Annotated in this window: 10 protein-coding genes; 7 read left to right on the top strand and 3 right to left on the bottom strand. The window is 61.6% G+C overall.

Features of this window, described 5'->3' with window-relative positions:
* Positions 1–18 precede the first annotated feature (18 nt).
* Positions 19–1,293: a Gfo/Idh/MocA family protein gene (locus IB244_RS09620; RefSeq protein WP_192304059.1), complete on the top strand. Its 1,275-nt coding sequence runs from the start codon at positions 19–21 to the stop codon at positions 1,291–1,293.
* Here IB244_RS09620 and IB244_RS09615 read toward each other — a convergent pair.
* Genes IB244_RS09615 through IB244_RS09605 form a run of 3 tightly spaced genes read right to left on the bottom strand, consistent with a single transcriptional unit; the run spans position 1,290 to position 5,187 of the window.
* Positions 1,290–2,300 carry a hydroxyacid dehydrogenase gene (locus tag IB244_RS09615; RefSeq protein WP_192304057.1) on the bottom strand — a complete coding sequence of 337 codons (1,011 nt, stop codon included), beginning with the start codon at positions 2,298–2,300 and terminating at the stop codon, positions 1,290–1,292. The genes IB244_RS09620 and IB244_RS09615 overlap by 4 nt on opposite strands.
* A complete protein-coding gene (locus IB244_RS09610; RefSeq protein WP_192304055.1) occupies positions 2,297–4,153 on the bottom strand; it encodes a DUF2264 domain-containing protein in 1,857 nt (618 codons plus the stop codon). Before IB244_RS09610 ends, IB244_RS09615 begins: the two co-directional genes overlap by 4 nt.
* A 14-nt stretch (positions 4,154–4,167) precedes the next feature.
* Positions 4,168–5,187 carry a LacI family DNA-binding transcriptional regulator gene (locus tag IB244_RS09605; protein ID WP_192304053.1) on the bottom strand — a complete coding sequence of 340 codons (1,020 nt, stop codon included), beginning with the start codon at positions 5,185–5,187 and terminating at the stop codon, positions 4,168–4,170.
* A 140-nt stretch (positions 5,188–5,327) separates the two neighbouring features.
* On the opposite strand from IB244_RS09605, the gene IB244_RS09600 reads away from it, so the two are divergent.
* From IB244_RS09600 to IB244_RS09575, 6 genes are all read left to right on the top strand, one after another.
* On the top strand, positions 5,328–6,617 hold the full coding sequence (locus IB244_RS09600) for an ABC transporter substrate-binding protein (RefSeq protein WP_018855346.1): 1,290 nt from the start codon (positions 5,328–5,330) through the stop codon (positions 6,615–6,617).
* Positions 6,618–6,798: 181 nt separating this feature from the next.
* Positions 6,799–7,821, top strand: coding sequence for a LacI family DNA-binding transcriptional regulator (locus IB244_RS09595; protein ID WP_169679499.1), 1,023 nt, complete (start codon positions 6,799–6,801; stop codon positions 7,819–7,821).
* Positions 7,822–7,862: 41 nt separating this feature from the next.
* Complete coding sequence (locus IB244_RS09590; RefSeq protein ID WP_192240680.1) at positions 7,863–9,101, top strand: ABC transporter substrate-binding protein; 1,239 nt, start codon at positions 7,863–7,865, stop codon at positions 9,099–9,101.
* A 73-nt stretch (positions 9,102–9,174) separates the two neighbouring features.
* Positions 9,175–10,089 (top strand): carbohydrate ABC transporter permease, encoded by a 915-nt coding sequence (locus tag IB244_RS09585; protein WP_018855343.1) that lies wholly within the window; start codon positions 9,175–9,177, stop codon positions 10,087–10,089.
* On the top strand, positions 10,089–10,952 hold the full coding sequence (locus tag IB244_RS09580) for a carbohydrate ABC transporter permease (RefSeq protein ID WP_192240679.1): 864 nt from the start codon (positions 10,089–10,091) through the stop codon (positions 10,950–10,952). The genes IB244_RS09585 and IB244_RS09580 overlap by 1 nt, the downstream gene beginning before the upstream one ends.
* Positions 10,953–10,977: 25 nt before the next feature.
* Complete coding sequence (locus IB244_RS09575) at positions 10,978–12,891, top strand: glycoside hydrolase family 127 protein (protein ID WP_192304051.1); 1,914 nt, start codon at positions 10,978–10,980, stop codon at positions 12,889–12,891.
* The last annotated feature ends 27 nt before the right edge of the window (positions 12,892–12,918 follow it).

The following is a 12,918-nucleotide window of genomic DNA, read 5'->3' as shown; positions in this document are numbered from 1 at the left end:
CATGAGGAGGATCATTCGATGGAGAAACGTCGCTTTGCCTTGATTGGAACGGGAAACCGCGGCACGACCATGTGGGGCAAGGAACTGCTTGCCGGCTGGCGCGAGCATGTGGATCTCGTCGCGATCGTGGATACCAACTCGCTGCGGGCCGAGCGAGCCCGCACGATGATCGGCAGCAATGCGCCGATCTACGAAAACATCGATGCCATGCTCGCCGAGCAGCAGGTCGATCTCGTCATCGTCTGCACGCCCGACTATACGCATGACGATATCGTCGTGCGCGCGCTGGAAGCGGGCATCGACGTCATCACCGAAAAGCCGATGACCACAGCGGTCGACAAAATCCGCCGTATCCTCGATGCGGAGAAGCGCAGCGGCAAGCGGGTGGATGTCTCGTTCAATTATCGCTATTCGCCGACGGCCGCCAGGATCAAGGAACTGCTGAACGCCGGCGAGATCGGCCGCGTCACTTCGGTCGACTTCCACTGGTACCTCGACACCAAGCACGGTGCGGACTACTTCCGCCGCTGGCACGCCTACACGGAAAATTCCGGCAGCCTCTTCGTGCACAAGGCGACCCACCACTTCGACCTTTTGAACTGGTATCTGGATAGCGATCCGGATGCCGTCACCTCCTTTGCCGACCTGCAGAACTACGGGCGCAAGGGCCCCTTCCGTGGTCCACGCTGCAAGCTCTGTCCGCATTCGGGTGCGTGCGACTACTTCCTCGACCTCGAGGCCGATCCCTTCCTCGACACGCTCTACGAGGATCCGTCGAAGATTGACGGCTACTTCCGAGACGGCTGCGTCTATCGCGAGGATATCGATATCCCCGACACCATGGTCGTCAGCATCCGCTACAAGAACGACGTCCACGTTTCCTATTCGCTGAACACCTTCCAGCCGATCGAAGGCCACCACATCGCCTTCAACGGCACGCATGGGCGTATCGAACTCAGGCAATACGAGAAGCAGCCATGGGAGACGCCTGACGAGGACACGATCCTGCTCGTCCGCAATTTCCCGAAGGACAAGCCGGCCGTCGAACGCATCGTCGTGCCGCATTCTTCGGGCGGCCACTACGGCGGTGACGACCGGATGCGCAACATGATCTTCAAGCAGGGCATGGAAGACAAGCTTGGTCAGCGTGCCGGGACGCGCGCCGGCGCCATGTCCGTGCTGTGCGGCATTGCTGCTCTGACGAGCTCGCGCAGCGGCAAGGTTGTCAAGATCGCCGACCTGATGCCTGAGATCGTCGCGGGCGGCGCTTCGACGAATCTGAAAGCCGGCTAAGCAATCAAGGCGAGGTCGCGACGCAGGATCTGATAGAGGAGCGGTTTGCCTTTGGTGAACCGGTCTATTTCATCGACTGCCATATCCCCGAGCCGCCCGCGCTCCAGCCCTACCGCGCCGGCGATATGCGGCGTCAGGAACACATTCGGCAGGTCATAGAAGGCCGATTCCGTCTCCGGGACTTCAGGATCCGTTACGTCGATGATCGCGTCGATCCGCCCGGTGCTGAGCGTCTCCAGCAGCGCGGCTTCGTCGATCAAGGCGCCACGCGCCGTATTGATCAGCGTCGCTCCTTCTTTCATCAGCGACAGCTCCCGGGCTCCGATCATATGGCGCGTCGATGGCAGCGACGGTGCGTGCACGGAGACGATGTCGGACTGCGTCATCAGTGTCGGCAGATCTGCCTTCTCGGTTCCGAGGCTGATTGCCTCGATCGCATCGACGGTGGGGTCGAAAAGAAGGACGCGATATTCGAACGGTCGCAAGAGCTCGATCACTCGTCGGCCGATGCGTGAGGCGCCGATGATGCCGACCGTGCGATGATAGTTGCCGATCGCCAACCGTTGCATCGGGTGCGTCCGGTCGCGATTGCGATCCGCCAGATAGAGGTCGCGGAAGCGAAATACCTGCTTGCCGGCGAAGATGATTGCCGCAAGCGTGAACTCCGCAACGGGAACCGAATTTGCCTCGGCGGCGTGCGTCACGGCTATGCCGGCATCGAAGATCTGCTCGTCGACAATTCCCTTAACTGTTCCGGCCGCATGGGCGATCAGCCGCAGCCGTGGGGCCGCCGCAACTACCTCGCGCCCGACATAGGGCGATCCCCAACCCGTGATGAGAATGTCAGTCTCGGCGAGAATGCGCCGGGCGCGATCGTCGCTAAAACTCCGGAGCGGTTGAGGATCGAGAAGTTGGCCGATCTCGGCAAGCCGGTGCAGGGCCTCCGCGGTGAGGACATGCTCCGTTCGCGAAGGCTGCATCGCAAGTGCGATGGAGGGGCGCCTCATGGCATCTGCCCCGGCGCCTCGATGGCGCTGACCCTTATGCCCGCGCTCGCAACAAGCGCTTCAAGCTCCGCAACGTCAGGAGCCTTTGGGGGAGTGGTCCAAGCGCCGGTTACAGTGCCCGCGTCGTTGGCGGCGAGGACGGCGGTCATCAGGATCGTTTGGCCTGCCGGAATTTCACCACGCAGTTGCGGCACCAGCGTTTTCGCAACGATCATGTTGGTATTCGGCGGAGCCTTCTGCGTGAGACCGGCGCGCGGCGTCAGGGAGCCGATATCGGTGATCCCGCTGAAATCGGCTTCGCCGATCGCATAGGCGCTTGAGCCATTCGCGACCAGCGTATCGAGCTCGAAATCCCGGCGTGCGATCGCAAAGCCACCCTCCGCCGTCTGCAGCGGCCGGGGCGTGTTGATGCGGTGGACGCGGATGTGCCATGGCGCCGCCGGCACCAGCCAGGTTTCGACATCCACATCCCGGAATGGCGACCACTTGGAATAAAGAACATCACCCGCAAGCTTGGCTTCGCGGTTGGTCTCGCGAACGCGGTAGTGCAGGCCATCATCACTGAAGGCGAGGGCGGAATCGAAGGCCGCGCCGGCGAAGTTGCGCTCGTCGGATTCGACGCTGAAACCGTAGCGGCTGGAATAGGCGAACTTCGCGTATTTCTCCGTGCCGAACCGCATCTGCAGGTTCTCCTGGCCAGAGGACAGCGCGACGACGTCGCCGCCATTGCGCATGAGCACCATACCGGGATGGCGTTGCGGCAGGACGCTTACAGTTTCCAAAGGCGGCGTTTCCTCAGCCGTCCAGAAAGGGTGATCTTCGGCCAGGGCCAGCGGCAGGAACGCCTTGAACGCCCAGTAGGGCGAACCAGCCGAATTGTAATTTTCCGACATCAGCAGGTTGGGATAGCCGAAGCCGATCGACAGAATGCCGTCGCGGTTGGTCATCGGCTTGTCCTTCCACCAGCGCAGGTGCTGCAGGCAAAGGCTCTTGATTTCGCCCCAGGGCAGCGCTTCAAGATTGGCGAAGGCGAGGGCCGACCAGAAGCCGGCGCAGGCGAAGCGGTAAGTCAGGCTGCGGCCGAAGGGAATCGTCGCGCCATCCGAGCCGAACCAATGCTTGAAGTCGTTTGCAAAGAGGAGAGCGCGTTCTCGGTAACGCTGTGCGTAGTCGTCATCGACGAGCTTGGAATAGATCAGCCCATAGAAGTGCATGGCGAACGGAATGTAATGGTCGATCCGGCGAACATTGCCGTCGCGGTACCAGCCGTCGCCGAGATAGAAGCCCTCAAGCTCCTCGAGATACTGCTTGGTCAGGCTCCGGTCGAAATTGGCGCCGACGCAGTCGAGCGCGATGTCGACGAAGATGCGGAAGAATTTCCAGTTGTTATCGGCGTAGTCGAATTGCCGGGCATGCTTGAGATAGGCGACCACGTTGTCGCGCGCCCGGCCGCCAAGCGGCTCCCAGACCTTCTCCGGCACAAGCGCCAAGGCAAATCCGAGCGCCGCAAGCTCGACCATGCGCTGGTCTCGGCCGTTGACCGTGCCCCAATATTCCGGATGCTTTGGGTCCGTACCGTTGGCGATACCCTCGGCAATACGATGCCATTCGGCAAAGTCGCCGCCACCGGCGCCAAACGGCGCCAATCCCCAGAGCGGCCGCGCAAAGCCTTCGAGATCCGCTGCCGCGCGGTCGAAATGCGCAGCTGCGCCGTCAAGGCGGACGCGGGCATTGCCGGCCGAGAAATAGGGGAGCAGCGGATCGAAGAGGTCGCGAAGCGCGCGCGACATGTCCTCGCGCGTCTTCAGCGGATTGTTGGCAAGCGGATTTGAACTGGCGGGATCATAGGTCATCGGCATTGCTCATGTCAGGGGTTCGGAACGGTGCCGCCGGCAATCGGAACGACGGCATGGCAAATCTGGCGGGCGGGGGCGTTGCGGTCCCTGAATCGCGCCACGATGAGACTGACCGCCTCCCTGCCAAGCGCCACGCGATCGACACGCATGGTCGATAGCGGCGGGTTGGTCATCAGCGCGCAGGGAAGATCGTCGAAGCCGACGATGGCGAAATCCTCGGGCACCCGAAGCCCGGCTTCGGTGACGGCTTCGAGAACGCCGACGGCGATGAAGTCGTTCATGCAGAAGGCGGCGGTAAAGCCGGCCTTCTCCGCGAGTACTGCGGACGTCAGTTCGTGCGCCTCATGAATTGCGCTGCCCTGGAAGCTCATCGACACAAGGCGCCCTTCCGCACCGTCCGCGTCGGTGATCGCGGCCTTGAAGCCGCGCACACGCTCGCGGATAGTGTTCCGATGCGATCCCGTCAGATGCAGGATCTTGCGGTGGCCGGCATCCAGCAGTCGGGTCGTCGCTTCATATGCGCCGAAGAAGTTGGAGGGTGACGCGCCGTCGAGCCTGAGCTTCGGATCGGTGCCATTGACCAGCACCGTCGGGATTGCCGCGTCCTCGAACCAGGCGCGCAACTCGGCGCTTGGATCGATCCCGACCAGGAACAAGCCGCCGGCGCCGGCCGTCTGCATGTACTCGTGGACCACATCAGGCGTGGCCCTGTTCTCGCGGATCAGCCGCACCTCGAAGGGGACACCGGCATCGAGCGCCCCGGCGCGCAAGCCTTCGACGATCCCTTCGTAGAAGACGCTAAGCCCGCCCGTCACCCCGTCGCTCGCAATCAGGGCGAGGGTGCCACGAAGCGCGCCGGTTGCGGTGCGCGCCGAGTAGCCGTTTTCGGCCGCCACCTTGAGAATGTGCTGGCGGACGCTTTCGCTGATGCCGGGCTCATTGGCGAGCACGCGGGAAACGGTGGATACGGAAACCCCCGCCATGGTGGCAATGTCGGCCTGTCGCAGTCTCTTGGTCTTGATCTCGTTCATACGGCGAAGATTATGCAAATAATGCAAATTTGCAAGCAAAAGATAATTTGTTGCATTGATGAATTTTTTGCGTAATCTACGCCGCATAAGCCCGTAGAGCTGTTGGAGGATGGCGGGGCAATGAAAGAGGAGGATGAAACATGCAGGTCAATCGCCGTTCATTTCTGATGGGTTCGGCAGGCGTCGCTGCCGGGCTGGCCTTTGGTGCCACAAGCTCAATTCCGGCCTTTGCGGAAGATGCCAAGCTGCGCGCCATGTGGTGGGGATCGAACGATCGCGCCAAACGCACGCTTGATGTCGCCAGGCTCTATGAAAGCGAGAACCCCGGCGTATCGATCGTCGGCGAATCGCTTGACGGCAACGGCTACTGGACAAAGCTCGCCACCCAGATGGCCGGCCGCGCCGTGCCCGACGTCTTCCAGCTCGAACCGAGCACGATCTCCGACTATTCGAAGCGCGGCGCATGCCTGCCGCTCGACGAATTCGTGCCTTCGACGCTGAAGGTCGACTCGTTCGGCAAGGATATGTTGAAGCTGACGACGGTCGACGGCAAGCTCTACGGCATCGGCCTCGGCCTCAACTCCTTCGCGCTGTTCTTCGACCAGACGGCCTTTGAAAAGGCAGGCATTCCGGTACCGACGGCGGATTTGACCTGGGACGAGTACGCCAAGATCGCAGTCGAGCTGACGAAGGCCGGCGGCAAGAACAATTACTGGGGCGGCCCTTATGGCGCGCGCTACACCTACGTCTTCGATGCCTGGCTGCGCCAGCGCGGCAAGAGCCTCTATGCCGACGGCAAGCTCGGCTTCAATGCCGACGATGCAACGGCGTGGTACACGTTCTGGGAAGATCTGCGCAAGAAGGGCGGCACGGTCGCTGCCGACGTTCAGACGCTCGACCAGAACACCATCGACACGAACGCACTCGCGCTCGGCAAGTCGGCGATGGGCATGGCCTATTCCAATCAGCTCGTCGGCTACCAGTTGATTTCCAAGAACAAGCTTGCGATCACGCTCCTGCCGCGCGAAAAGAAGGGTGGTCCTTCCGGCCACTACTATCGCCCGGCGTTGATCTGGAGCGTCGGCGGAGCCACGAAGAACGGTGAGGCTGCCGCCAAGTTCATCGATTTCTTCGTCAATAACGTCGAGGCCGGCAAGATCCTTGGCGTGGAGCGCGGCGTGCCTATGTCGCCTACCGTGCGCGAGGCGATTCTTCCGCAACTCAATCCAGCCGAACAGGCTACCGTGCAGTATGTAAACCTGCTGAAGGATCAGGTGGGCGAGTACCCTGCTCCTGCGCCGCTCGGTTCGACGCAATTCGACCAGCGCGTCTTCCGCCCGATTGCCGATGAGCTTGCATTCGAGCGGACGACGCCTGCCGAAGCGGCCGCCCGTCTGCTGGAAGAAGGCAAGGAGACGATCAAAGGCTGATCGAAGCTCACATCGCTCAAGCTTTGGATCGCGGCGGGCATGGCCTGCCGCGATTTTCGTTACTCGCGGCCGCTCCTGAGGCGCTGATGGCAATTGTATGATTTTTGCTTGAGAAAACCTTTTCTCACTTGACGCTTCGGTTGGGAAAAGCTTTTCTCATCTGCAAATGGGGAGAAGCGCGGTGAACGTCGCGGGAGGAAAAAGAGGCCGGATTACCATCCACGACGTCGCGGCGGCGGCGGGGGTCAGTATTTCCACCGCCTCGAAGGCGCTGAACGAAACGGGTCGGATGAGCGTCGAAACCCGGGAGCGGGTAAAGCGCATTGCCGGCGAGGTCGGTTTCCGCCCGAATGCGCTCGCCCGGGGCCTCTTGAGCAAGCGCAGTTTCACTATCGGGCTGCTGACCAACGATACCTACGGGCGCTTCACGCTGCCGGTCATGGCCGGTATTTCCGAAGCGCTCGTCGATCACGGCGTGTCGGTTTTTCTCTGCGCCATCGAAGACGATCCGGCGCTCGGTCAGACCCATGTCGATGCCATGCTGGAAAAGCAGGTGGATGGCATTATCGCCACCGGCAAGCGATTGGACCGGCAGCTTCCGGTCGATCTGTCGAACCTGCATGTCCCCGTGGTCTACGCCTTCACCGAAGGGACGCCGACGAGCGTCACCTTCCGCTCCGACGACGCGCAGGGTGCGCGATTGGCGGTGGAGTGGCTGGTGAAGATGGGCCGTCGACGGATCGCGCATATCACGGGGCCGGAGGATTTCTTCTCGGTTCGCGAGCGCGCGGGTGCCTACCGCAATGTTATCGGCGGGGAGGGGATCGTCATGTTCGGCCGGTGGGCGGAAGCCTGGGGCCACGAGGCCGTCGCGCTGATATGGAGCCGTCAGGACGAAAAGCCGGACGCGATCTTCTGCGGAAACGATCAGATCGCGCGTGGTGCTGTCGATGCGTTGCGCGAGCGCGGTATTCGGGTGCCGGAAGATGTTTCCGTAGTCGGATTCGACAATTGGGAGATTGTCGCCGGCCAGACGCGGCCACCGCTCACTTCCGTCGACATGGAGTTGAAGGAGCTGGGGCGCCAGGCCGGATTGACGATTCTGGCGCTGGCCGAGGGACGCCCAGTGGAGCCGGGCGTCAGGAAATTGCCGTGCCGCCTCGTGGTGCGGCAGTCATGCGGGGCCCAAAGCCCCAGGAGATGAGGAACCGGCGCGGAGGAGTGCGCCAATTTGGGAGGAGTGCCATGATTAAGCGTCTGTTGGCTGCGACAAGCGTTGCCACCCTATGCCTGGTGTCCGGAGCATCGGCCGCCGAGAAAGTCGAAATGTGGGTTCGTTCCGGTATCGGCGAATCCTTCAAGAAGGTTGTCGAAGCCTACAACTCCAGCCACGAGAACCAGGTCGTCGCGACCGAGGTGCCGTTCTCGGAGCTTGTCCAGAAATACGCCACCGCCATCGCTGGCGGCCAGGCGCCGGATGCGTTGTCGATGGACCTCATCTATAACCCGGCCTTTGCTGCTGCGGGACAGCTGGAAGACCTGACAGACTGGGCAAAGAAGCTGCCTTATTTCAATTCGCTGTCGCCGTCGCACGTCCGCCTCGGCACCTATCAGGACCGCGTCTACGGCCTGCCGCTGTCGGTCGAAACCTCGGTCTTCGCCTGGAACAAGGACCTCTACAAGAAGGCGGGACTTGATCCTGAAAGGGCGCCCGCGACCTGGGAGGAAATCACCGCCAACGCCGAGAAGATCCGCAGGGTCGGTGACGATACCTACGGTTTCTATTTCTCCGGCGGCGGCTGCGGCGGCTGCATGATCTTCACGTTCACGCCGCTCACCTGGGGTGCAGGTGCCGATATCCTGTCGGCCGACGGCAAGACGGCGACGCTCGACACCCCGCAGATGCGCAAGGCGGTCGATTATTATCGCGACATGGTGAAGAAGGACCTCGTCCCGGCAAGTGCCGCCAGCGACAACGGTGCCAACTTCCTGAGCTTCACCAACGGCAAGATTGGGCAGCAGAGCCTTGGCGCCTTCGCGATCGGCACGCTGGTGACCGAGCATCCCGATATCAACTTCGGCGTGACGCTCATCCCGGGCGTTGACGGCAATCCGTCCTCCTTTGCCGGCGGTGACAACTTCGTCATCACCAAGGGCACCAAGAAGATCGACGCAGTGAAGGAATTCCTCGAATATATCTATTCGATGGACGGCCAGAAGATCATGGCGAAGTACGGTAGCCTGCCGACCCGTGGTGATATCGCCGACAAGGTGCTCGAGGGCCTCGATCCGAGGTTGCAGGTCGGCCTGAAGGCCATATCGGTCGCCAAGACACCTTACACGCTGCAGTTCAACGATCTGATCAACAGCGCCAACGGTCCGTGGGCGACCTTTACCAATGCGGCCATCTTCGGTGACGACGTCGACGGCGCCTTCAAGAATGCACAGTCGGAGATGCAGTCGATCATCGACAGCGGCCAATAATCTCCCAGAGGCCGTGGCCGGAGGGTGTGGCAGTCCTCCGGCCGATTTTACTAGGATGATGCGGAGTGTTTCGATGACCGTGACGGGTCGAAAGCAGACAGCATGCGTGCGCAGACGTGCCCCACGACCGGAATGGACGGGCCTCCTCTATATCGCTCCGGCGATGCTTCTGGTGATCATGTTCTTCGTGCTGCCGGTCGGATTTACCGCCTGGATGAGCCTTCACAACTGGCCGCTGATGGGCGCCCAGCGGTGGATCGGCTTCAACAACTACTTCCGCATGTTCAATGACGGCCGCTTCGTCGCGGCGCTGAACTTCACCGCCTACTATACGGTCATCGTGACGATCCTTATCTTCGCGGTCGCCTTTCCGCTTGCTCTTTTCGTCGAGCGGCAGCGGGCCTTCGTCAGCACCTATCGCACCGTCATCTTCCTGCCCGTCGTCGTCGGTCTGGCCTCTGCATCGCTGCTGTGGGTGTGGCTGGCCAATGTCGACAGTGGTTTCATCGGTCCGGCCTTGAAGGCGCTCGGACTTGTCGAGAAGAGCCCCAATCTGCTTGCCACCTTCGACAGCGCATTCCTGACGATCTGCGTCATGGTCGTGTGGAAGATAGCCGGCTTTACAATGATCATCCTGCTGACCGGGCTGCAGGCGATCCCGACCGATCTGACGGAGGCCGCCGTCGTCGATGGCGCCAATTGGTGGCAGCGCTTCCGCTTTCTGACGCTGCCGTTGATGCGCAGGACGATCGCACTCGCGCTGATCATCTCCGTGACCGGCTCGATCCTCGCCTTCGATCAGTTCTACATCATGACCTCAGGCGGGCCGCAAAACCGAATGATCTCTGTCGTCTACTATATCTTCAACCAGTCCTTCGTGTCCTTCAATCTCGGGTACGGCGCGGCGCTGTCGATTGCGCTTCTGGCCATTCTCGTGGTCATCAGTGTCGTGCAGCTTTGGCTGCTGCGTGTCGGGGAGGAGCGCTGATGAGCCTCGTCACCGGTCGCAAGCGAAGCCGTGAAATCCGTGGGCAGGCCGCCTATCACGGCACCGGCATAGCTATTGCCATCTTCTTTCTCGCTCCCTTTGTCATCACTCTGCTGGCCTCACTCCGGCATGGCACGGAGGCGCGGCTGCCACCGCTGCCGCCATGGCCGACGAACGGTATCAGCTTCGATTCCTATCGCTCGCTCGACAGTTTCGGTGCCGGCATCTGGCAGCACACACTCAATTCGCTCATCGTGTCGGTTGCGACCGTGGTGCTGACCGTGGTCATCAGCCTGCTCGCCGGTTACGGTTTCTCGCGCTATCGCTTTCCGATGAAGAATGTCTTCTTCATCCTGATCATCGCGACGCTGATGATCCCCTTCCAGTCGATCCTCACGCCACTCTTCATCATCCTCGCCAAGCTCGGGCTCAATAACTCGCTCTTCGGCCTGACGCTCGTCTACGTGACGCTGCAGCTGCCGTTTTCGGTGTTCATGATGCGCAACGCCTTTGACGCGGTGCCGAAGGAGATCGAGGAGGCCGCGCGTATCGACGGCGCCCATGACCTGAAGATGCTCGTGCTGGTTCTGCTGCCGCTTGTGCTGCCGGGCGTCGCGACCGTGGCGATCTTTGCCTTCCTCAATGCCTGGAACGAATTTCTGGCCGCGCTCGTGCTGCTCTCCAGCAATGAGAAATACACGCTGCCCGTCCTGATGATGGCGGTGCGCGCCGGCCGTCTCGGGGCGATCAACTGGGGCGCCGTGCAGGCAGGTGTCGCCGTCATGACGATCCCCTGCCTCATCGTTTTCCTGCTTCTGCAACGCTACTACATGCGCGGGCTGATGGCCGGCGCAGTGAAATGACTTCTGAAGAAAGATGGATCAAGCCATGAACAAGTTGAAAAGAGACCGCCAGTTTCGCCCGCTTCCCGTGCCGGATGTCGATGTGCACGGGCTGTTCGGGGAGCGCCAGGACGCGATCTGCGACAGCACCGCTGAAACGCTGCTCGACCGTTGCGTCGCGGCGGGTATGCTGCAGGCGATCGACGTCACCAAGCCGAGCCCCGGCGTCGTGATCCCCATCGGTCCCTGGGGCGGCTCGACGCAGATGTTCTGGGATAGCGACCTCGGCAAATCGATCGAGACAGTGGCCTATTCGCTCTATCGCCGGGCCAATCCGGAGCTCGAAGCCCGGGTCGACGCCATCGTCGACATGTATGAGAAACTGCAGGACAAGGACGGCTATGTGAATGCCTGGTTCCAGCGGGTTCAGCCCGAGCGTCGCTGGACCAACCTGCGTGACCACCACGAACTCTATTGCGCCGGCCACTTGATGGAAGGCGCCGTCGCCTACTATCAGGCCACCGGCAAGCGCAAGCTGCTCGACATCATGTGCCGCTTTGCCGATTACATGATTACGGTCTTCGGTCATGGCCCGGGCAAGATTCCCGGCTATTGCGGCCACGAGGAAGTCGAGCTGGCACTGGTCAAGCTTGCCCGCGCGACCGGCGAGAAGAAGTATCTGGACCTTGCCAAGTTCTTCGTCGATGAGCGCGGAACCGAGCCGCACTTCTTCACCGACGAGGCGAACCGCGACGGCCGCAGTGCAGCGGACTTTCACCAGAAGACCTATGAGTACGGCCAAGCTCATCAGCCGGTTCGCGAGCAGAAAAAGGTCGTCGGCCACGCCGTTCGTGCCATGTACCTCTATTCCGGCATGGCCGACATCGCGACGGAATACAACGATGACAGCCTGACCGGCGCCCTAGAAACCTTGTGGGACGATCTGACGACCAAGCAGATGTATGTCACCGGCGGCATCGGGCCGGCGGCCGCCAATGAGGGCTTCACCGACTATTATGATCTGCCGAACGAAAGCGCCTATGCCGAGACCTGCGCTTCCGTCGGTCTGGTGTTCTGGGCAAACCGCATGCTCGGCCGCGGCCCGAACCGGCGCTATGCGGATATCATGGAGCAGGCACTCTACAACGGCGCGATGGCCGGGCTCTCGCTCGACGGCAAGACGTTCTTCTACGAGAACCCGCTGGAAAGTGCCGGCAAGCATCATCGCTGGGTCTGGCACCATTGCCCCTGCTGCCCGCCGAACATTGCCCGCCTGCTCGCCTCTATCGGTTCCTACATGTATGGCGTCGCGGATGACGAGATCGCCGTCCACCTCTATGGCGAAGGACGCGCGCGGTTCAAGATCGCGGATGCCAATGTCGAGATGACGCAAAAGACCCGCTATCCCTGGCACGGGGCCGTCCACTTCGACATCAAGACGAGCAAGCAGGCACGCTTTGCGGTTTCGCTGCGCATCCCAGAATGGGCAAAGGGGACGACACTTGCCGTCAACGGTGAGACAATAGATCTCGGCTCGGTCGAACTCGATGGTTACGCCCGCATCGAACGCGAATGGCGCGATGGCGACAAGATCGACCTGAACATTCCGCTCGAAGCACGCGCTCTCTGGGCAAACCCGCTGGTGCGCCAAGATGCCGGACGGACTGCCCTGATGCGTGGCCCGCTCGTCTATTGCGTCGAGGCGACGGATAACGGCGCAGGCCTGAACGGAATCAGGCTCGGCGAGGATATATCCGCGAAGACGGCTGAGATCGCCGAACTCGGTGGTGCGGTGGCTCTCGATATCGCTGTGACCAAGGATGAGTCGGATTGGGGTGCGACACTCTATCGGACCAAGCCGCCGGCAGCCGGAACGGGTACGGCCCGCTTTGTGCCTTACCATCTGTGGGACAACCGCGCGCCCGGCGAAATGCTCGTCTGGATCCGCTCCGCCACCTAAGCCGGCTAGGGATGTCAAGTCGCCGGC

The organism is Rhizobium sp. RHZ02, assembly GCF_014851575.1.
Classification (GTDB): Bacteria; Pseudomonadota; Alphaproteobacteria; order Rhizobiales; family Rhizobiaceae; genus Rhizobium; species Rhizobium altiplani.
This window is presented reverse-complemented; position numbering and strand designations above follow the sequence as displayed.

Coding starts and splice junctions, on each gene's coding strand:
- IB244_RS09620 (WP_192304059.1), top strand. CDS start 19: ATGGAGAAACGTCGCTTTGCCTTGATTGGAACGGGAAACCGCGGCACG.
- IB244_RS09615 (WP_192304057.1), bottom strand. CDS start 2,300: ATGAGGCGCCCCTCCATCGCACTTGCGATGCAGCCTTCGCGAACGGAG.
- IB244_RS09610 (WP_192304055.1), bottom strand. CDS start 4,153: ATGACCTATGATCCCGCCAGTTCAAATCCGCTTGCCAACAATCCGCTG.
- IB244_RS09605 (WP_192304053.1), bottom strand. CDS start 5,187: ATGAACGAGATCAAGACCAAGAGACTGCGACAGGCCGACATTGCCACC.
- IB244_RS09600 (WP_018855346.1), top strand. CDS start 5,328: ATGCAGGTCAATCGCCGTTCATTTCTGATGGGTTCGGCAGGCGTCGCT.
- IB244_RS09590 (WP_192240680.1), top strand. CDS start 7,863: ATGATTAAGCGTCTGTTGGCTGCGACAAGCGTTGCCACCCTATGCCTG.
- IB244_RS09585 (WP_018855343.1), top strand. CDS start 9,175: ATGACCGTGACGGGTCGAAAGCAGACAGCATGCGTGCGCAGACGTGCC.
- IB244_RS09580 (WP_192240679.1), top strand. CDS start 10,089: ATGAGCCTCGTCACCGGTCGCAAGCGAAGCCGTGAAATCCGTGGGCAG.
- IB244_RS09575 (WP_192304051.1), top strand. CDS start 10,978: ATGAACAAGTTGAAAAGAGACCGCCAGTTTCGCCCGCTTCCCGTGCCG.